Source organism: Sphingobacterium sp. MAE, from assembly GCF_056711605.1.
In genome coordinates this window covers 2,168,123-2,188,116 of sequence record NZ_CM160044.1, presented here as the reverse complement: position 1 = coordinate 2,188,116, position 19,994 = coordinate 2,168,123, and the positions used below count along the sequence as shown (strand labels likewise).

Below are 19,994 nucleotides of genomic sequence, written 5' to 3'. Positions count from 1 at the left end.
TTAGTCCTCCTTTCTTTTTAATATCCGTTCTTTTCAATAATTAATTTTCCATTTGCTGTAAAATGGTAATGTAAATTCTGGTCCTTTAAGATCTTTAATATGGTACTCAGTTTACTAGTGCGGTACGTTCCACCGAAAAACTCAACATCAGGTATCTCGCCCCTGTACTCGACATCCACATTATACCACCGAGACAAATCGTCCATGACTTCAAAGAGAGACTTTCCATCAAAATTAAATCGGCCATCTACCCAAGCGAGTTCCTGGTTCACATCGACAGCACGACTGGTTAGCTTACCTTTATTGACAAAAGACTGGTAACCTGGCAATAGGATGAGATGCTTTCCACTGGTTAATTCCTTCACCTGTACTTTACCTTTCAGTAGCGTTGTTTTCATCTCACTCTTGTTACCATAGGTGTTCACATTAAAATGTGTCCCCAATACAGACACCTGCTGATTTGCAGTTTCAACAATAAAGGGCTGATTTTTGCGCTTGGCAACCTCAAAATAGGCTTCACCATCTACACGTACTTCACGTTTATCCGCTGCAAATACCGTAGGATAACGAAGTGTTGTCGCCGCATTTAACTTGACACGCGTACCATCAGGCAATATCACATCATAAACACCTCCTCTAGGCGTTTCAATGGTTGCAAATTGAGCAGATTGTGTCTCCGCCACAGCGCTCCCATCATCATAATGAACTCCTTTTTTGTCCATATGGACCTGGCTTTCATGTTCATTGAGCTGAAATTGTCGTCCATCCGAAAAAGTAACAGTAGCGCGGTTTTGAGCAGGCAGCCTATCCATTTGAGATAGCTGGATTGCCGAAGGAATAGAGCTGTTGGTCTGGTTATAGTACCACACCCCTCCCAAAGCGATGATTATACAAGCAGCGGCAACAAACGGAAGCATCCGTTTAAAAGAAAATAGTTGTTGAGGTACAGGTGTTGTAAATAATTTTGCTCGTATCTTCTCAAAATCTCTGTTTTTTTCAAATTCCTGTAAACTTTCAAAAGACTTTTTTTGCATGACTTGATCAAAGCAACGTTTGTAAACCGCTTGATTCTCTTGAGACTCACTCAACCATTTTTTTAAAAGCAAACGGTCTTCAGCACGCTGTTCACCCTTCATTTCTTGAACAATGAGGCTGCTAATACGAATCAATAATTCTTCTTCTTTTAGGTTCATGATATCTTGTTTCAATTGTAGATACCGCACCGAAGTAAAAAAGTACTAAAGAAGATTCAAAAAAAATTAAATTTTTGAAGAAAAGAATACGATGGACACCAGGTAATGAAAAGAATCGCGGCTTAACCATTTTCTTAATAAACTGAGGGCACGCAGTTTTTGATTTTTAACAGTTTGTATACTGATATGTAACAATTCAGCCACTTCCTGATTGCTATATCCCTCCAAATAAGTCAGCTCCACGATTTCACGTGCTTTAGGAGGGAGTTTTTTAAGAGCGTCATATAGCTCTGCCATTGTTTCAGTGTAGACGATCTCTTGGAGTTGATTGGATTGATCGTGATCCTGTAGACGGACATAAGCATCCACACGATTTATTCTTCTTTGCCGCGAAGTTTGGTAATTGATACCCAGACGACGAGCAGTTTGATACAAAGCTGCTTTCAGGTGATGTAAACTTTCAAAATTGCGCTTACTTTGCCACAATCGGATAAAACTTTCCTCCGCTATATCTTCTGATTCTTTGGTCTCATCGACAAAACTTGATGCAAACAAACAGATTCGAGCAAAATAGCGATGATATAGATACGCACATGCTTCTTCTTTTCCTGTGGAGAAGTCTTCAAGCAATTCTTTTTCGCCCGTATATTCCATTCATCAATTTATTTTCAGGTCAGGTAGCTATTTTAAAATTCAAATATATAGATAAAATTTTAGTAAAATAGATGGATAAAACAATCAGAGATGACAATCTTCAGTTTTAAATCTCCATCTATTAGTCAGTGGGCAATTGATCAATACATAGCAGACACCCATCCAGAGAAAAAGAATCAACAGGTATATCGTCTCTACAGAATTAATCCACTATGCTTTTGGCGATGGAAGAACTATTTAGTAAACGCTGTTCATTTTGAATATATGGAATGGAATACCATCGAAAAGAACATGCAAAAAAACGATATAAATGCCCAATCTGAAAAGTATATTTTCTGACCTCTTTGCTGGCAACTACAATTTCATTCTGGGTAGACCGATCTCATGTTCCTGTGGATACGGCTGGCGATGCGTCATGCTGACATCTTCTTTCATCCGCTCCTGTGTTTCGAATTTTTTCTCTTCATCATGTGTATAGCGGGGATCAGGAATAAAAGGCATTTTCGCCATTTTTGCAATCGTAATCGTTGGAAAATGAAAGTCCACTTCTACCGTCCCCAACAGCAAATAGCATCCTCCTCCCTGAAACGGATACCTTTCCAGACAATCTGGAAAATGGGCCGTATCAAAATAATCGCCATTTGCATCCACCCAAGTTCCGAAATACATAATACCCCTTTTTGTAGGCACATGCTTGCGTGAAATCAGATAGGCGAGCATCTTGACCTGTTTTTTATGATACTGCAGAAGTTCTTTGGCCATGACCGATCCCCGATATTTGGTCTGCAGCAGATCAAAGGGGCTGCAGGAAACCGGAAAACTTAAGATCTCAATTTCGTCAAAAGCATCTTCAAAAAGGTTCCGTTTTAATTCCGGAAACTTAAATTCCTTGACGGGCTCTTCAAACAAAGTTGCCGCCCTACGCCCAGGTTTAAAATCACCAAGCAGCACCCTTGATTTTAGGAGCAATTCATTCTTGGCTACGCCCGTAAAACGAAACGCACCAATAAAGATCAGGATCTGTAAGGTCTCTATTCCAATCGGGATCCGTTTGATAAAGTCTTCCAAAGATTTATAGGCACCATTTCTTCTTCTTTCCTCAGGAATCAGTTTCCCGAGTTTGGATTCCACTTTCTCCAGATGCATAAATCCCAGATACACCTCATCGCCATAGATCGTGGTCTGCCGCTCACTCTTATTGACACAAGGGTTCAAGATCTGAGCGCCAGACATACGGGCCTCATGGATATACACTTCGGTTCTATAAAATCCGCCCATATTATTGATGACCGAGACCATAAATTCCAAGGGATAGTGGACTTTCAGATACAGGCTCTGATAGCTTTCGACCGCATAAGAAGCGGAGTGTGCTTTACAGAAAGAGTATCCCGCAAAGGATTCGATCTGCCGGTAGATTTCTGTACTCAGTTCTTCGGGATGCCCCTGCTGCCTGCAAGACGCAAAGAAATCATCCTTTACTTTTTGGAGTGCCGCACGCGACCGCCCTTTTCCGCTCATCGCTCTGCGCAGGATATCGCCATCCGCAGCGGACACACCTCCATAGTGGAGCGCAATACGGATCACATCCTCCTGATACACCATGATCCCGTAGGTTTCGCCCAGTTGCTCTTCAAATATGGGATGAAAATATTCAAACTTATCCGGGTTATTATGCCTGAAAATATATTCGCGCATCATCCCAGACTGGGCTACACCAGGCCGGATAATGGAAGAGGCAGCGACCAGTACCTGATAGTTATCACACTTCAATCGGCGCAGCAAACCGCGCATGGCCGGACTTTCAATATAAAAACAACCAATTGTTCTACCCTGACTTAAAAACTCATTACATCGCGCTTCATCCTTGGAGAGCGTGGTATCCTTGATATTGATTTTGATCCCCCGTTTTTCTTCCAATAGTTTGACCGTATCATTGATCGTTCCAAGCCCCCGCTGGGACAGAATATCAAATTTCTCAAATCCGATATCTTCCGCCACATGCATGTCCCACTGCACAATCGCAAAACCCTTGGGAGGCATTTCAAGTGCAGTAAAATTGGTGAGCGGTTCTTCGGAGATGATGATGCCGCAACTGTGCATAGAACGTTGGTTGGGAAATTTTTCCAATAACTTTCCATACTCCTGTACTTTCTGAATAACCTGATCTTTAAAAACCTGCTCCGGATTCTTGGTCAGTGCATCCAGTTCCTCTTTGGGCAGACCAAATACCTTTCCCACTTCTCGGATGATGGAACGGTACTTAAATTCGACATTGGTACCACAAAAGGCAACATGGTTTTTGCCATAACGGTCAAAGATATATTCCAATATGATATCCCGCTCCTGCCAGCTCCAGTCCAGGTCAAAATCAGGGGGACTTTTACGATTTAAATTGAGGAACCGTTCAAAGTAAAGATCCAGTTCCAAAGGGCAGATATCCGTGATCCCCAAGCAGTAAGCCACGATACTATTGGCACCACTTCCCCGCCCCACGTGCATAAATCCCATGCTGTTGCTATACCGGATGATGTCCCAGGTGATCAGGAAATACCCGCTAAAATGAAGTTCATCGATCACCTTCAGTTCTTTTTCGACTCGCTGTTTGGCCTGTTCATGATTCTTGCCATAGCGCCGTTCCATTCCCGCATAGGCCAATCTGGTCAACAGCATGATATCTCGCTCTTTTGAACCCGTATAGTGTATTTTATTTCTTGGAGTTGCAAATTCAAAATCGAAGCTGCAGGTCAATAGGATCTGTTTGGTGTTCTCCATGATCTGCGGATAATGACGGTAAGCATCTACGATGGATTGCGGAGACCTGAAATATTCAGATTGAAGGCAGATTTCACTTTCCGGCAATTTAGAGAGCAACATATTGTTGTCAATGGCGCGCAGGATCCGGTGCAAATTAAATTCCTTCTTGGTTGTGAAAGTCACCGGGTTCAATATGACCATCTTGGAGATCAGCACCTGATATTCCTGACGAAACAAGCTATTGAGTTCATGCTCCCGAATCCCAATATATTCATGCGCATGAAGCTTTTTAGGGATATTACTCAAGGGATAGATCACAAAACAATTTGTAAAATCAGGTTGGGCAGGCAGATCTATACCATCGCAATGATAAGCTGTCAACATCCGATTGACCTCGCCAAGACCACTAAACGATTTGGCAATGGCGATATACAGCAACTCGTTTCCTTTTCGGACTTCCACTCCGGCAATTGGTTTGATCTGCTTTTCTTCACATTTTTTTTTAAATTCATAGATGCCTGTGACCGTGTTGATATCCGTCAAGACAAGTTCTTTTATTCCCAAAGCTTCCGCTTGAGACACCAGATCGTCTATGGAAAGCGTTCCATACCGAAGACTATGGAAGGAATGGCAGTTCAGATACATATTTGCGGCGTTAAGTGGAAAAATTAAATCCTACGGCCCGGCCGATCGCGTCATTTCCATAGCGCATTTTAATGGCATCCATCGCCTGATACAGATTGATCAGCTGCGCATTATCTTCAAACAGATTCATTTGATAACTCCCATGCACCAGATCTGTAAACCGCAGTCCGATCAGTCGAAGACGCATCCGTCTGGTATAAATTTTATCAAAAAGTTCGAGTGCTACCCGTGCCAAAGTATGATCCGCAGCCGTATAGGTCACGCGGCATTGCTTGGTTTCTGTATCAAAATTGGAATACCTGATCTTGATCACTACAGTGGAAGTCAGCCATTTTTCCTGACGGAGCTGGTAGGCCAGTTGCTCGGCCATACCGGAGATCAGGCTTTTGACCGCCCGAATATCCATGGTATCACTACTGAACGTTCTTTCTTTCGATATGGATTTTCTTTCCGAGTAGGGCATTACCGGAGTTTCATCGATCCCATTGGCTTTTTTCCAGAGATCAGTACCATTTTTTCCGATCATCTGCTGCAGCACCTCTATAGGCATTTCTGAGAGCGTACCTATAGTCCGTATCCCTACTCGGGATAAAAGCTGAAAAGTAGTGTTGCCCACCATGGGCATCTTTTTGATGGACAAAGGATTAAGAAAAGAATGAACACCTATTGATGGGATCTCTCGATGGCCATGCGGTTTGGATTCACCTGTACCGATTTTACTCACCGTTTTATTGACCGATAGCGCATAACTGATAGGCAGTCCTGTTTCCTTTTCGATTTTAGCCCCCAGCTCATTGGTCCATTTATAAGCACCAAAAAACTTATCCATACCTGTGAGATCCAGATAGAATTCATCGATAGACGCTTTTTCCATCACCGGTGCACTTTCTTCAATCACTTCTGTCACCGTATGGGACATTCTGGAATACAGCTCCATATCCCCTTTTACCACTCTGGCCTGCGGACAGAGCCGAAGGGCCATCTTGATAGGCATCGCAGCCCTCACGCCAAAAGTTCTGGCTTCATAACTACAGGAAGATACCACTCCCCGATCTCCTCCACCAATAATCAACGGGATATCCTTAAACTGCGAATTGACCAGCCGTTCACAAGAAACAAAAAAAGTATCCAAATCCATATGTACTATTGCCCTTTCCATTTTCACTAATTTATTTAGTAAAAGTGCTAAGTTTTTTAACAATTATTCCTACATTTGATGTGATTAATCCTCACAAAATGAAAACACTTTCGATCATGTCCGACAATATCAGATACCTCCGGATGCAGGTACCTGACCTCACGCAAAGTAAAATTTCTGATCATCTGGGTGTTACGAGAGACGCTTACGCAAAATACGAGATGGGAAAAACGACCCCACCACTCGATGTGCTATTGGGGATCTCCCGCTTCTTTGAAGTGAGCACCGATCTTTTACTGACGACTGATCTGCGAAAATGTAAAACTCAGGAAGCTGTACCGCCACAAGAAAACTTAGATACTTAAATCGGTCCTAATTTTTGTAACTTGTATCCCATAACTCAACACAAACGAGGTGAATGAAAAAAGACACCTACTAACAAACGATACCAGCATGGCAGCATACCAAACCATTAATATAGAAGAGTGGAACAGAAAGGAACATTTTAATGCTTATCGTGATGCGATCAAGTGCGGATTCAGTTTGACCGTTAAATTAGATATTACGCAGGTCATTCCTTTTGTAAAGGAAACGGGATTTAAATTTTATCCCGTGATGATCTATTTGCTCTCACAAGCCGTCAACCAACACCCTGCCTTCAAAATGTCCATGAAAGAGGGCGAGTTGATCCTTTGGGATCGTGTCGACCCGGTTTATACCGTCCTTCATCAGGACACCGAAACTTTTTCTGCCCTGTCTGTCCCCTACAGCGATAGCTTCATAGATTTTATAGACAGCTATAACCAGGTCCTTCAAAAAAATGAAAACAACAGGAGTTTTTTCCCTGAGCAAGCACCCCAAAACCATTTTAATATTTCGGCACTTCCGTGGATTCATTTCGAAAGTTTCAACCTCAACATTGCTGATTTTACAGACTATTTTGCACCTAGTTTTACCTTCGGAAAATACCAAACAGAAGGAAGTAAAACCCTGATGCCCTTGGCTATACAAGTACACCATGCTATTTGCGATGGAATCCATGTTGCCAAATTGATAGACACCCTACAGCAAGCCTGTACAACCATTCAAACTCTTAAATAAAAAAGAACCTGTCCAGTTATCTTTAAAATAATTTTCACACTCACAGCTAAAAGATCAAAAAACACTTCATATTCAATTTTTTTAGGAGCTCGATTATTTATTCAATGCACGCTCAATCCACATAGTAGCAGTGGCTGCCAAATCATTCGGATATGTACTCTTCTGAGTGAGATGGCCTCGCTTATCAAAAACCAAATAACTGGGAATATATTCAAACCCAAATTGTTCCAATGCTGTCGCAAACTGATTTTTATACACGTAAAAATGTTCTCCACCTAATATTTTGCTATATTCCTGAAATCCATTACGATTGGACGATTCATCCGTTAAATACACGAATACGACATCTTCCCGAGCTGCATACTTTTTCTTTACTTGATCCATTTCAGAAAAAGCTTGTATGCAGGGACCACACCAAGTAGCCCAAAAATCAATGATGATCACTTTATCTTTATATTTGTCGACAATTGATGCAACGATCGTTTCATTTTTTTTATCAAATGGAAGAAAAAATACCTGTTCATCACCCACTCGATTACTACATTTTTTCAGTTCATTTTGATGGTAGATATAATTTCTTAACTCCTTATTTTTTAAAAGAGCTATCTATCTGATGCAGCTCTTGAGGAGTTAATATATACCCTTCGTTTATCTGTTGGACATAAGCACTCGCCATCATCATATCATAAAATAGGTTATCTTCTTGTTCAAAAGTTTTTCCAAATAAATCAATTAAACGTGTTTTAAAGCCCGCTGGTCCTACAGAAGTAATACTCGGGATCTGTAATAGCGAATCTTGCTGAATGGCAATCAAAAGATCAAAGTAACCCGAAGGCAGTAATGTAAGCGTATCTGTATAGTTTAACGTGATGATACCGTCATAATAAGTTAACGTTCGCTCCGGTATTGCAGTCGCAATTTGTGGATCCAAGTTCCGATTTTTATAGTATGCTAGTACACTGCTGGCATAATCTTTAAATAGTAAATTAGGAACTTTAAAGGTATTAATCATGTGCGTATAATAAGACTTAAGCAATCCGTCCGGAATATCTTGGGTTAATGAATACGTCATCTCAGCGACAGATTCCAGTTGTTTCCATTTAAAATCATCTGCAGATTTAAGAACTTCTTTTCTTCCGTCCTTAGAAGTTGGATAAGAAAACAGATTCATAATCAACTCTTCCTGTAGAGCCGAATTATCAAAAATTTCCTTATAACGCCCCTCAAACTGCACATCATAATCAACAGAATCGATCATCGATACCGTAATCACATTCGTCTCATTTGGCAATAGCATAGTTGCTATATAGCGGCCATTTAATCTAAAATAAACCGAAGTAGGGCCATACGTGTATTCAGATAAATATAATGTCGAATCATTGAGTTTTGTAAATGCGACCGGTTTATCTCTCAATAAAGAATTGCTCATCATCGGCATGCCGACCTCCATGTTATCGAAAAGAAGTGAAGGTTTTCCCTTTACTGTAAGTGATAAATAACCACTGGATAAAAAGTGAGACTGTGCGTAGACGTTTAATTGCAATGAACAATAAAACAAAGTAAGATATGCAATAATTTTGACCATGAAAAATTTGTTTATCTATTTTGATCACTAGAAATAGTAGCCGAAAAAGAGATTATAGGTAATAAAATATATAAGCTCCAAAAATTGATAATTCATGATGAACACATTGGTATATACCCATATAAAATTCACCTGTACGATCCATCATTGATAGGATTGGCTTATAATTATCTTAAATATAGGAAAATTGTATCTAATAAAAATTATTCTCTTCATTAATATAACTTCAATAAAAAACAACATCTTATTAAAAGAAGCAGGTGCTAATTAATAGAAAATAGATTCATACTTCTTTCAATGGCATATTTATTCCTATTTATCCACTCTTTTCTTAGTGGATTATAGACGATTAAAATGGATATTTTAAGCAAATATTTTTTTATCAAAAGGATATATATAAAAGAAACTAATGGCAATTTGCGAATTATCGAAAATCCTTCAATCTCGTATAAAAAATAGCTTTATAGCTTTCACTGATCGGGATTTTCTCTTCATCGATAAACAGACAGTTGCCGTCTATAAATTTGACGTATTTGAAAGATACAATATAGGAACGATGCACCCTACAGAAAAGACGAGTAGGAATCAGATTAATGATTTCCTTCAGATTCATATAAGTAATGATATGCTGATCTTTGGTATAGACGGATATGTAATTATTCAAACCCTTTATATACATGATGTCTGAAAATTTCACTTGATAATACTTGTTTTTAGCATCACCTTTTAGCAACAAATATTCATTTTCGACCAGCGAAGTCATCGATGCAATTTGTAGCAACCGAAATTTATCAACAGCTTTTTGAAAACGCTCATAGGAAAATGGCTTCAGCAGATAGTCGACCACATCCAGATCAAAGCCCTGCAGTGCATAGTCCGGATAAGCAGTAGTTAAAATGACCCTGCATTTATTTCCGCAGCGTTTAAGAAATTGAATACCGTTTATCATCGGCATCTGAATATCTAAAAAAACAAGATCAACTTGTCCGCTCATGATCAAATTTAAAGCATCGAATGCATCATCCGTGGCTTTAATTAAACTTAAGTCAGCTGTTTTATCGATGTATGCAGCGATAATTCCCGTCGCATACGCTTGATCATCTAATGCTATGCACCGGTACATCACACGATCCGCCCCACTCTTTATCATAACTTGACCATTAAAGATATACGATAAACCAGGTCATTCTTCTCCATATTTAAACTGTGTTGTCCTGGGTATAGAATTTCGAGCCTCCGTTTAACATTGGCGATTCCGATACCACTACCCTTTTCCCGAAATTGTGCATTGATATAATTAGACACTTCAAATACCAGTGTTTTTGGCGTGACATGTAGACGAATATTAACAGGTTGTTTTTCAACATGTGTAATACCATGCTTAATGGCATTCTCGACAAATGGAGCAAGTAACAATGGTGGAAACAAGAGCTTGTCTATGGCGCCCTCAATTGAAAATGTATGGTAAAAATGAGGGTAAAACTGCATACTATGCAGGGCAATATAATCTTCAATAAATCCAACTTCTTCACTTAGAGGAAGTAGATCCCTTTTTGTTCTGCGCAAGCGTGTACCGCATCGTATCCGATAGCTTTAGGATAGCTGTTGACAGATTTTCAGATAAAGGCAATGCTATGGAATACATATAATTTAAGGTATTATATAGAAAATGAGGATTGAGCTGTGATTTTAAAAAATTCAATTCAGCCTGTTCCATCCCTGCCTCAAGCGCTTTGTTCTTTTTTCCAACCTCAAAGGATTTCGCTGCCAGATACACAATCAATGCGATAAAAACTCCCGGCAATGAAAAATAAAAATTATCATATAGGAAGTAAAATGGATCAAGATGAGGATTTAGTTTAAATCCGAGATACTTCACAAAGAGCACTTCTTCAAAAGAATACCTCAAAAATACAATCGTCAGGAGCAATAATACAATACTGGCCGTTAAAGGTACAGCTTTGTTCAAACGCCAGAACTTCGGAAAGATATAGAACAGACAGACGACGATCTCCACCAGCAAAAGTAACTGCGAAAAAGCAATCAATATCACCCCTTCAAATGATAATCTTGAAAATAAAACTGCTCCGATTATGAGGTATAAAAATGAAATCAACCAGAAAAATAAAACGATGCTTAGAAGTCTCCTTTTCGTCATATCCAAATTTAAAAATTTAAAAGCCATTTTATAATTTTTTACACCAATGGCAGCTATTATTACGTGAATCTGTAAATTTCAGTTTGACATCATTTCCTGCCCCGCTCACGTAATAAAATTTAAGGTTTCATGTAAAGTTTGAACATTTGAGCAAACATTGATGATGAAACAAAAAATGGTAATTTATATGATCCAGCCCATCATATTACTCCTACTTTTAAGCTTGCCTAACTGTTCATCTGGACAAATAGCAAAACAGTTTGGCGGGCATGATATTTCGGGCAAAGTATTGGATTCTCTAACGGAAAAAACGATTCCGGCATCAAACATCTCCTTGTATAATGCGGATACTTCAGATGACAAACTAATCAAAACAGTCGTCAGCGATGGTGCGGGATATTTTAAAATCTTACAACTTCAGCCTGGCAACTATTTTGTAAAAGTGGGCGCATTGGGTTACAACAGCAGCACAACACTTCCCGTCACGATCAACAACAGTGATATTGATCTGGGTACGATCCGCATGTCAGCAGCCTATCATCAATTGCAACACGTCGATATTTACAGGAAAGCATCGCTCATACAAATCAAAACAGATCGGCTTATTTATAATACCGCACTTGACCCTACCCTGTCAGGAGGAAATGCGGCTGATGCATTACGAAAAGTACCTTTGTTATCTGTCGATGCAATGGGCAACGTTTCTCTTAAAGGAGATCGAAATGTACGCATATTAATTGACGGTAAACCTTCAGGAACCATGAATAATAATGTAGCAGATATATTAAAAATGATACCTGCAGATCAGATAAAAAATATAGAAGTGATCACCAGCCCATCATCAAAATTTGACGCCGAGGGTGCTTCAGGAATAATTATAATCAATACCAAACGGAATAATACGCAAGGTGTGCACGGATCATACTCAGGTGGATTGGGTACCCGCCAGAACAATTTCAATGGAAATATAAGCATCAGAAAGAACAAATTAGGAATTAATGGAAATTTGGGAAATTCATGGAGCTGGCCCGTCAATACATCGATAAGTTTTGATCAAAGACTTCTGAATAATAAAATCGATCTCGAGCAAGAAATCAAAAGTCGCAACAAAAGGCATGGGTTAAGAGGAGGCCTATCGTTAGATTATGAACTTGATTCCAATAAGCTCTTCATTTCCAATTTGAATATACATCAGCTTACGATCCAAACAGACAACCTTCTCAACAACATATATCAGGTAAGTGATTCGATCAGCAGTACCAATAACAGTCATGTTGGATACGGAGGATTTGACTGGAGTACCGATTACATTCGAAAATTTGATAAGAAAAACCAAGAATTAAGCATTTCAGCTCAATTCTCTCAAAATAAAGCCAACACAAATTATCACTCTTCCTACAAGCAGGTCGATTTTCGTCCTGATGAAAAAGGAATGAACATAGGCCTGAATAAAGAACTGACCATGCAGCTGGATTATACACATCCCTTTAAAAAGGCGACCTTTGAATTGGGTACAAAAGCCATCTTCAGGAACATTCATTCGATTATTCAAGTGGATACCATTGGACAAGATCAGGCCTATGTACATGTCAGCCACAGCACTTACAATTTCAATTATAAGCAAGATGTAGCAGCTCTATATTCGACCATACAGATCCCTCTAAACACAAAAACCGATCTTAAAGCCGGCGTTAGATACGAGTATACAGGATCAATAATTAAAGCGACCGATCATCAAACCGGCCTCCATGATCAGCAGCACCATATACTCCCAAGCACAGTCGTATCATACAAAGCCTCCGAAGAGTTAAATTTGAAGATCGCTTACAATCAACGTATACAACGACCAAGTTTGTATTTTCTAAACCCTTTCCGAAACGAATCAGATCCTGTCAATCAATTACAGGGAAACCCACAATTAGTGCCCGAACTATCGCACAATATGGAATTGAGCGCACATCTTAATATGAAAAAAAGCATGCTGAATCTTTCTTTATATCACCGCAGAAACAATAATGTCATCGAATCCATTTACAGAAATACAACTTTCAAAGACAAACCGATAGTAATACAGACTTTTGCGAATATCGGTAAAACGCAATCTTTAGGTGCTCATATCTTTGCATCCGTAGATTTATTTAAAATATGGACTTTGAGAGGGAATATCGACTTATACACCTATCATATACGGCCCAATGATCAATACGGTAATTTGACGCAGCAGTCAAATCAGATTTTCCTCCATTACAAGACCTTTATCAGCGCCACAGCATATCTAAAAAACGGATTGGTAGCCGAGTCTTTTTTATTTTTTGATGCTCCGGAGCGCACATTTCAGGGGCAATATGCTTCTTTTAACATGTGGAATATCGGCTTAAAGAAAGATGTACTAAACAAGAAAGGTACTTTGGGGTTCACCATGATCGATCCGTTTCAAAAGGTAAAAAATCTAGGTTCTTATGCAAAAACAGATCTCCATGAACAACGTGGAAATTTTGCGATTCCATTCCGATCATTTGGCATTAATTTCTCCTGGAAGTTTGGCAAGAACAATTCCAATCAGGGGAAGTATGATTCGAACATCAAAAATGATGATCAAAAATCTGGAGGAGAATCTAAAATATAAATTATGCCGTTTACATGAAATCGGATAGCGATGCTCTTTACGGCAGAAGAGTAAAACATTACCGTTGATTTGCTCCATACTCTTACAAAGAAGACAGCCTATCAAGAAAGATTTGAAAATTTTAAATTTGCTAGCCTATATACCCATTTTTTGAAATCATATAACTTAACTTAGTAATGTCCTAAATAAATTTTAGCGTATAAAAAATCTACCATTATCTTCAAATAATGCAGATTTAGATGTTTTAAAAAAAATGATAAATAGCTAGATTATCCTATAAAAAAAGTGTAAAAATATTTTTTTTCATGAACCTTTTTAAGGGACAGTTGTTTTATTAAATGAAAACTATAGCAGCTCTGCTTTTAAATAAGCAGAAAAATAAATCGACGTAGTACAGTAGAAAATCCAAATGCACCCAAAACTTTTGGATGATGAAACAAAAAAGAGGAAACGATAAGAAACATAAAAAAGTTACTGTACATCCAAACGTCAAGATAAAGGGTCTAATGCAAATTAGGCCCTTTTGACTTTGAAAAACTCTTCAATTGGCAGAAAATCCATTAAGAAGATAAAAATGGATTATTTTTTATACCATTCAATGTTTTGACAAGCTGTAGCTCACTCCGATCTCAACGCCAAAAGTCTGTATTCTATCGTAATATTTCCCAGCCTGGAAAGGGATTAGCGAATACAATTTATAATGCGGTGCTAATGATACAGCAATCGTTTGAGACAAAGGAATTCTTGTGCCCACGCCGATATTGATGCCTAGACCGTTCTGTTTGTCAACATAACCGTTTGAATTCTGCTGCACATGCAGCATCGGTCCCGCACTTGCATAAAAATATTTTAAGAAAGCTAAACGAGCTTCCAAAGGAACCTCCCAGATCTGAAGTCTTGAGAAATATTTATGCTGTTCAATATCTGGATTTATGAGTGCAGAAGTTGTTGCCACTTTCTGGTATGAATACCCTAGCCCCACACTAAACGACCATCTTTCATCGTGTTTATATATACCGCGTACGAGTCCCGAAACATAGTGCTTACTGTCGTGACTCCCGGAACCTACAAGGTTTTGAAATGGACCAATATTAACCGCAGACAGCGGGGTGACAGATAATTCAATACCGTAGCGACCTCTATGTTGCTCTTGGCCATAGAGAAAACTTCCCGATAATATCAAAGCAGTCAATACGATACCGGTGAGTAATTTGTTTTGCATATTTAAATCTAGTTATTCAATTTTTTTTACAACGACAGTAACGGACTCATGTTAGAAATCAATCTGGTATCGCGTTACTTCTCCGCTTTTTGCACTTACTGTTTCCGACCTTTCAAATTGTAATGGATTTGTATTGTTAAATCCTTTCCATTTTACAGAAGATTTAATATCCGCAGGTATGGTTACTTTAACAATTGTATCCAGATCAGGCGCTACGGGGCTTATTACAAAACCGATATTTCTGGTCTCAGGCCCATAGGATACCTCCAGCATGGTCAGTTCCAGTTTTTTAATATTTTTAATATGGATCTCCATTTCAGCCCTTTTGAATAGCGATATCCTTTCATTGGTCGGTTTATCGAACTGAAGCTCGTTCAATTGGTACATTCCCACTCTATGGAAAGAATCAGGATAATATCCGTCCAGATAATAACCATCTTTTTTTACACTGGACGCAAAATACCCTTCTCTGGCAAGGTATTTCGTCCCGTCAAATCGAAAACTATATTTCCCCTTGGCATCTGTACGCATTGTTCCTAGAGGTATGGAAGGTCTAAGGAATGAATTATAATAGATGAAGGAAAAGGCTACTTCTGCATGAGCAAGTGCATTGTTTGCAGGAGTATCCACCACGATACCCGAAAAAACAAAGCAATTCTTTTCGCAGGTTGCGCCATCGCGTTCATCTTTTTCACAGCTTAAACAGAATAGGGGTATCATAAAAAATAGCCACTGCTTTTTATTAAGTTTATGGTATAGCCTCCACATGATCATATAAAAAATAAGAAGGTTTAAATAAAATTGATAATCGTATTCAATAAAATTTGAACTCAGCAGGTTGAATTTGCTAACCCACAAACTTGATAGCAATAAAAGCATTTAATGAAGATATTACTATTCTTTAAAATAGGTTTTTCAACAACTTAGTCGATAGTTCAATAATAGAAACGGAATTTTCAATCATAATGCTACAAACTTAGTTCATTTCAGTTATTATTATAATTCAAAAAGATAAATCATGGCGCCTTTGATCAGTCTGCTCGATTAACTGACGAATATATGGATTGATAAACAAAGCAAAAGTCACGACCAAGCTTGACAGCTGTTTTAGCTTTATTCATTCATTAATCCTTCCGATTTAATGTTGACTTTCAAAAAATACCGCGCGAGAGGTATTTTATCTTGTCACACCTAAGCCAAATATCCCTAATTATGGCTATAGTTTCCATTAGGTAAAGCCTCTAAATTTGACGAAAACAAAATCATTAACGATGAAAGAAAATAAAAATATTTCGATAAGCACAAACAACGGAAAAACTGTGGCATTAATAGCCTATTTAACCATCATCGGCCTTATAGCCGCAGTAATTATGAATAATAAAAATGCAACATCTTTAGGTCGATTTCATATTCGTCAAAGTATTGGGATTACGGTGACTGCTATGGCTGCCGGACTATTAAGGTATGTGCCGTTGGTAGGAAATATTGTTGGCCTTATCATTGGGATTGTAATTCTTGTAGCACTTATTTTAAGCATTTTGAGTGCGGTCAAAGGAGAAGAACAAGAATTGCCTTTTATTGGAAATCTTTTTCAAAAATGGTTTTCAATGATTTAATACCATAAAAAAATCCCCCGCAATTGTCATAACTGCTGGGGGATTTAAAGGTGTACATCAGGACTATACCATTATTTCTGACTGCACCTCCCGACTTTACCATGAAGTCTACTCGTCACAAAACTCACCACCTTACCTACCACAGCCATCAAAGCTGTTTGTAGCAGATCTCCCAAAGAAAAGCTAGCCTAGATCGAACACAACGTCCCCCAGATCGTTTCGATGCGGATATCATTCCATTTCATCGGGCACCTCCTTTTCTTTCTGCTGCACAATAGGTCCAGCTGGTGGAGACTCCTCCTCTCCTTTTTTGTCCGGATCATCCAGCACCTTCTCCACTATGCCAAGACGCAACGCTATGTATTTAATCCTATGCAACGCCTTTTCTGATAATTTAATTGACTCCATAAGCACCACCTGTAGCGCACGACTTATTTTTTGCAGTATCTTTTTTAATTTGTTTACTATTTTTTTACTGAGTAACTGCTATTTACAGAGTCAAGACGGTTTACCGTAAAACCCACCGTCAGCATCAAAATATATTCGCAGCAAAATTAAATATTAAAAAAACACAACTAATGTTTGTAAAGATAAAATTTAAAACATTGCCTTAGAGAGCAATGGAGAAATTGCACTCGGGACAGTTGAAAAAAACATACTCAAAGTGCTTTTACCTCTGGCTTTTGTATAAAAAAAGAACAAATATTATTATGTCAAAAACAAATAAAAAAATTAAAGTATTTATCAATAATTACAATATTATTTTTCCTTATTTTAAATTCATGTAGTGACGACAGTAAATGTGATTTTTCATTACTTGAAAACAAAAATCAGCAAACATCAAAGAAATAAAGAACTGGTACCATAAATTAGAAATTGAAAAGAGGATGTTCAGAAAGGTGGGGATGCTTCTTTATTAGATTTATATGGTAGACTAATCAATATTAGCAAACAAAAAATAGGAGAACCCCATACGAATAAAGCACTTATTTTCTCAAACGGTGTTGCTAGTTTTATAGAGTGTTAATTAAAAAAATATGATGATGAAAAAAATTATTCTTATAGCGATTTCATTTTTTGTTGGGGTAACAATTTGTGATGCCCAAGAATATATTGGTACAAAAAAGGCATACACAACTTCCGAACAAGTTGACAACGCTAGAAAAAATAATACATAGAGATTGGTTTGGTCCCCCTAATAGATCAAGATCCAATACTAATAGGCCCATTACAGCGCAATACAGCTTATTTTGAAATAGACTACAAATTACAGGGATACATTAATAAAGGCTTTCTATCCATCACAAATAAAAATCTTAATACTAAGAATAGAACCATTGATCAAATTATTAAATCTGATATTGACTGGTATTTTCAAGACACCAATTTAGAAGATCGAGTGACTGGCTTTATTAGAAGTACAGTTATTCAAGCTGGTTATTATTTTGACGATACATCTCCAATTATTTGCGTTTACTTTTTAAACAATAACACAAAGGAAATTGTTGCTGCAAATATAGAAATCCTGCGCACAAAGGATGAAAAAATTGCTTTTACTAAAGATTTTATAAAGAAATATGCGAATATAAAATGGAAGATAAAAATATAAATGAATGCGGTCTAAATATATTTTTTACAAAGATTCATTATTAAGACACATAATTATTTATTAAAGAAGAAATATGGAATCAAATCGAACGATCTGACTCCATATTTCTTTTGTTTTTAGTCATCTCTACAGCTGTTAAAATATACTGGTTTACACATACTACCCGAAAGCACTGGCATTCACATATTGAAAAATAACACATCAATCTATTAGTAATAAAATCACAAAATCAAATCCATCATTCTTAAATTAAAAGGATGAATTTCATCCACATTTCAGCATTTATAATAGCTATCATTAAATCATTCGAACACATTTATTTATATTTGAATTAGAAATGGGAAAAGAAAAAGTAAAAATTAGAAATTATAAAAGAAATAAAATAATACTTGCTACATCAGCCGTTTTAATAATTGTAGCGTCAATGTTTATACTCGGAAATATAAATTCGAGCATTGACGAATTGAACGCTACTGAGATGCTCGATGTCGCTAATCATAAGTACGAAATTGTCACTCAAGAACTTGAAATTCTTAATAAAGTCTACACATACTTACCCGAAAATGACAGTATTTTTCTTACGAATATCCATATTGACACAAAATCTGAAAATAATCTATATAATTTAAATGAAAGTAATAGCTTCAAAAAAACCATAAGTGTTGACCTTAACACATTAAATAACTACCTAGCAAATCGAAAATATGGACACCGCAGTTACTTCAAGCTTTTCGACAAATCCGGAATCTGTTTAATAAGCCCTGAAAAGAAGGATATTGGAAAATACTATGATAGGTATAAATTCAATGAAATTGATGAAAAAATTATTAAATCAGATTTTATTGGTATTGATGTTTTTGTAAAGAATTACCCGTCAAATATAATTTTCAAAGATGCGACAATCGTCGTTTCTGTTCCAATATTAACATTTAAAGAAGATGTTCAAAAACTATCAAACCACAGTTTGCTACTTGGACTAGGCGACATGTTTATTGTCTCCCTATTATTTTATTTATTCATTTTGGAACAAAGGAAAATCGAACGGTTGCAATTGCAACATCTAGGGAAGGAAAATGAACATAATAAAATAAAATACCTTCATCTGCGGGAGCAATTTAATCCTCATTTTTTATTTAATTCATTAGGATCTCTGACACATTTAATTGGGAAAGACATAGAGCTATCCAAAAAATTTATAGTCAAGATGACCAAATTATACCGAAAAATAATACAGACCAATGCAAAAGAACTGGCTACTGTACATGAAGAGATAGAACTGGCTAAAGATTACATTTTTTTACAAAAGGTACGTTTTGGAGACTCCATAAGTGAAATTCAATATCATTTACCTGATCATGTATTGACTTTACAACTACCGAGGTTTTCCATTCAAATGCTTTTTGAAAATGCAATCAATAGCAGTCAATTTTCATCTAAAGCACCACTTAAAATTACGATTGACTTTGATCATGAAAACATGACTCTTAAAATCATATCTAATTTTGTTGCAAAATCTTCAACTTATCTAGATAATACAGATAAAAGTTTAATACTCTTAAAATCAATTTATCAGTATTATCATATAGATAAATTTCATTATCAAATTATTGAGGATAATTTTTCAGTAACCTTGCCACTGATTGAAGAATAAACAATGAGCTGAATATCTTACTCTTCACCATCATCCCTAATT

20 protein-coding genes are annotated in these 19,994 nt (G+C 37.4%); 8 read left to right on the top strand and 12 right to left on the bottom strand.

Annotation, left to right across the window (positions count from 1 at the left end):
* Positions 1–17 precede the first annotated feature (17 nt).
* Together AC06G9_RS09280 and AC06G9_RS09275 are read right to left on the bottom strand one after the other, a co-directional pair.
* Entirely contained in the window at positions 18–1,193 is a 1,176-nt protein-coding gene (locus AC06G9_RS09280) for a FecR family protein (protein WP_480957981.1), read from the bottom strand.
* 66 nt (positions 1,194–1,259) lie between these two features.
* The gene (locus AC06G9_RS09275; RefSeq protein ID WP_094772941.1) at positions 1,260–1,847 is read right to left on the bottom strand and encodes an RNA polymerase sigma factor; all 588 of its coding nucleotides are present in this window, start codon (positions 1,845–1,847) and stop codon (positions 1,260–1,262) included.
* A 90-nt stretch (positions 1,848–1,937) separates the two neighbouring features.
* Between AC06G9_RS09275 and AC06G9_RS09270 the strand changes: the two genes are divergently transcribed.
* Positions 1,938–2,186, top strand: a complete 249-nt coding sequence (locus AC06G9_RS09270) for a hypothetical protein (RefSeq protein WP_094772942.1) — start codon at positions 1,938–1,940, stop codon at positions 2,184–2,186.
* Between the two features lie 15 nt (positions 2,187–2,201).
* On the opposite strand, the gene AC06G9_RS09265 is transcribed toward AC06G9_RS09270, so the two are convergent.
* Positions 2,202–5,246 (bottom strand): DNA polymerase III subunit alpha, encoded by a 3,045-nt coding sequence (locus AC06G9_RS09265; RefSeq protein ID WP_480957980.1) that lies wholly within the window; start codon positions 5,244–5,246, stop codon positions 2,202–2,204.
* 10 nt (positions 5,247–5,256) lie between these two features.
* Complete coding sequence (gene dinB, locus AC06G9_RS09260; RefSeq protein WP_480957979.1) at positions 5,257–6,405, bottom strand: DNA polymerase IV; 1,149 nt, start codon at positions 6,403–6,405, stop codon at positions 5,257–5,259.
* 77 nt (positions 6,406–6,482) lie between these two features.
* Here dinB and AC06G9_RS09255 point away from each other — a divergent pair, with 77 nt between their 5' ends.
* The gene (locus tag AC06G9_RS09255) at positions 6,483–6,749 is read left to right on the top strand and encodes a helix-turn-helix domain-containing protein (protein ID WP_293924860.1); all 267 of its coding nucleotides are present in this window, start codon (positions 6,483–6,485) and stop codon (positions 6,747–6,749) included.
* An 88-nt stretch (positions 6,750–6,837) separates the two neighbouring features.
* Positions 6,838–7,485, top strand: a complete 648-nt coding sequence (gene catA, locus AC06G9_RS09250; RefSeq protein WP_480957978.1) for a type A chloramphenicol O-acetyltransferase — start codon at positions 6,838–6,840, stop codon at positions 7,483–7,485.
* Between the two features lie 93 nt (positions 7,486–7,578).
* On the opposite strand, the gene AC06G9_RS09245 is transcribed toward catA, so the two are convergent.
* From AC06G9_RS09245 to AC06G9_RS09225, 5 genes are all read right to left on the bottom strand, one after another.
* On the bottom strand, positions 7,579–8,016 hold the full coding sequence (locus tag AC06G9_RS09245; protein ID WP_480957977.1) for a TlpA family protein disulfide reductase: 438 nt from the start codon (positions 8,014–8,016) through the stop codon (positions 7,579–7,581).
* Between the two features lie 55 nt (positions 8,017–8,071).
* Positions 8,072–9,070, bottom strand: coding sequence for a hypothetical protein (locus AC06G9_RS09240; protein WP_480957976.1), 999 nt, complete (start codon positions 9,068–9,070; stop codon positions 8,072–8,074).
* A 424-nt stretch (positions 9,071–9,494) separates the two neighbouring features.
* The gene (locus tag AC06G9_RS09235) at positions 9,495–10,220 is read right to left on the bottom strand and encodes a LytR/AlgR family response regulator transcription factor (protein WP_480957975.1); all 726 of its coding nucleotides are present in this window, start codon (positions 10,218–10,220) and stop codon (positions 9,495–9,497) included.
* The gene (locus AC06G9_RS09230; RefSeq protein WP_480957974.1) at positions 10,217–10,636 is read right to left on the bottom strand and encodes a LytS family sensor histidine kinase; all 420 of its coding nucleotides are present in this window, start codon (positions 10,634–10,636) and stop codon (positions 10,217–10,219) included. The genes AC06G9_RS09235 and AC06G9_RS09230 overlap by 4 nt, the downstream gene beginning before the upstream one ends.
* A complete protein-coding gene (locus AC06G9_RS09225; protein WP_480957973.1) occupies positions 10,599–11,255 on the bottom strand; it encodes a histidine kinase in 657 nt (218 codons plus the stop codon). Before AC06G9_RS09225 ends, AC06G9_RS09230 begins: the two co-directional genes overlap by 38 nt.
* A gap of 133 nt (positions 11,256–11,388) precedes the next feature.
* Here AC06G9_RS09225 and AC06G9_RS09220 point away from each other — a divergent pair, with 133 nt between their 5' ends.
* Positions 11,389–13,854 carry a TonB-dependent receptor domain-containing protein gene (locus tag AC06G9_RS09220; RefSeq protein WP_480957972.1) on the top strand — a complete coding sequence of 822 codons (2,466 nt, stop codon included), beginning with the start codon at positions 11,389–11,391 and terminating at the stop codon, positions 13,852–13,854.
* Between the two features lie 595 nt (positions 13,855–14,449).
* Here the strand turns inward: AC06G9_RS09220 and AC06G9_RS09215 are convergent.
* Both AC06G9_RS09215 and AC06G9_RS09210 read right to left on the bottom strand, forming a co-directional pair.
* Positions 14,450–15,076: a hypothetical protein gene (locus AC06G9_RS09215; protein ID WP_480957971.1), complete on the bottom strand. Its 627-nt coding sequence runs from the start codon at positions 15,074–15,076 to the stop codon at positions 14,450–14,452.
* A 51-nt stretch (positions 15,077–15,127) separates the two neighbouring features.
* Positions 15,128–15,796, bottom strand: coding sequence for a hypothetical protein (locus AC06G9_RS09210; RefSeq protein WP_480957970.1), 669 nt, complete (start codon positions 15,794–15,796; stop codon positions 15,128–15,130).
* Positions 15,797–16,347: 551 nt separating this feature from the next.
* Between AC06G9_RS09210 and AC06G9_RS09205 the strand changes: the two genes are divergently transcribed.
* Positions 16,348–16,692, top strand: coding sequence for a magnetosome magnetite crystal formation protein family (locus tag AC06G9_RS09205; RefSeq protein WP_480957969.1), 345 nt, complete (start codon positions 16,348–16,350; stop codon positions 16,690–16,692).
* A 231-nt stretch (positions 16,693–16,923) separates the two neighbouring features.
* Here the strand turns inward: AC06G9_RS09205 and AC06G9_RS09200 are convergent, their stop codons facing one another.
* Positions 16,924–17,046, bottom strand: a complete 123-nt coding sequence (locus tag AC06G9_RS09200; RefSeq protein ID WP_480957968.1) for a hypothetical protein — start codon at positions 17,044–17,046, stop codon at positions 16,924–16,926.
* 683 nt (positions 17,047–17,729) lie between these two features.
* Here AC06G9_RS09200 and AC06G9_RS09195 point away from each other — a divergent pair.
* From AC06G9_RS09195 to AC06G9_RS09185, 3 genes are all read left to right on the top strand, one after another.
* Positions 17,730–17,870 (top strand): hypothetical protein, encoded by a 141-nt coding sequence (locus tag AC06G9_RS09195; protein WP_480957967.1) that lies wholly within the window; start codon positions 17,730–17,732, stop codon positions 17,868–17,870.
* An 8-nt stretch (positions 17,871–17,878) separates the two neighbouring features.
* Positions 17,879–18,301, top strand: coding sequence for a hypothetical protein (locus tag AC06G9_RS09190; protein ID WP_480957966.1), 423 nt, complete (start codon positions 17,879–17,881; stop codon positions 18,299–18,301).
* A gap of 337 nt (positions 18,302–18,638) precedes the next feature.
* Complete coding sequence (locus tag AC06G9_RS09185; RefSeq protein ID WP_480957965.1) at positions 18,639–19,952, top strand: sensor histidine kinase; 1,314 nt, start codon at positions 18,639–18,641, stop codon at positions 19,950–19,952.
* Positions 19,953–19,994 lie beyond the last annotated feature (42 nt).

Excerpts from the sequence above, each read along its gene's own strand:
- AC06G9_RS09265 (WP_480957980.1), bottom strand. The coding sequence starts at position 5,246 with ATGTATCTGAACTGCCATTCCTTCCATAGTCTTCGGTATGGAACGCTT.
- AC06G9_RS09205 (WP_480957969.1), top strand. The coding sequence starts at position 16,348 with ATGAAAGAAAATAAAAATATTTCGATAAGCACAAACAACGGAAAAACT.
- AC06G9_RS09215 (WP_480957971.1), bottom strand. The coding sequence starts at position 15,076 with ATGCAAAACAAATTACTCACCGGTATCGTATTGACTGCTTTGATATTA.
- AC06G9_RS09270 (WP_094772942.1), top strand. The coding sequence starts at position 1,938 with ATGACAATCTTCAGTTTTAAATCTCCATCTATTAGTCAGTGGGCAATT.
- AC06G9_RS09185 (WP_480957965.1), top strand. The coding sequence starts at position 18,639 with ATGGGAAAAGAAAAAGTAAAAATTAGAAATTATAAAAGAAATAAAATA.
- dinB (WP_480957979.1), bottom strand. The coding sequence starts at position 6,405 with ATGGAAAGGGCAATAGTACATATGGATTTGGATACTTTTTTTGTTTCT.
- AC06G9_RS09280 (WP_480957981.1), bottom strand. The coding sequence starts at position 1,193 with ATGAACCTAAAAGAAGAAGAATTATTGATTCGTATTAGCAGCCTCATT.
- catA (WP_480957978.1), top strand. The coding sequence starts at position 6,838 with ATGGCAGCATACCAAACCATTAATATAGAAGAGTGGAACAGAAAGGAA.
- AC06G9_RS09235 (WP_480957975.1), bottom strand. The coding sequence starts at position 10,220 with ATGATAAAGAGTGGGGCGGATCGTGTGATGTACCGGTGCATAGCATTA.
- AC06G9_RS09225 (WP_480957973.1), bottom strand. The coding sequence starts at position 11,255 with ATGGCTTTTAAATTTTTAAATTTGGATATGACGAAAAGGAGACTTCTA.
- AC06G9_RS09220 (WP_480957972.1), top strand. The coding sequence starts at position 11,389 with ATGATGAAACAAAAAATGGTAATTTATATGATCCAGCCCATCATATTA.
- AC06G9_RS09255 (WP_293924860.1), top strand. The coding sequence starts at position 6,483 with ATGAAAACACTTTCGATCATGTCCGACAATATCAGATACCTCCGGATG.
- AC06G9_RS09240 (WP_480957976.1), bottom strand. The coding sequence starts at position 9,070 with ATGGTCAAAATTATTGCATATCTTACTTTGTTTTATTGTTCATTGCAA.
- AC06G9_RS09210 (WP_480957970.1), bottom strand. The coding sequence starts at position 15,796 with ATGATACCCCTATTCTGTTTAAGCTGTGAAAAAGATGAACGCGATGGC.
- AC06G9_RS09195 (WP_480957967.1), top strand. The coding sequence starts at position 17,730 with ATGATGATGAAAAAAATTATTCTTATAGCGATTTCATTTTTTGTTGGG.
- AC06G9_RS09275 (WP_094772941.1), bottom strand. The coding sequence starts at position 1,847 with ATGGAATATACGGGCGAAAAAGAATTGCTTGAAGACTTCTCCACAGGA.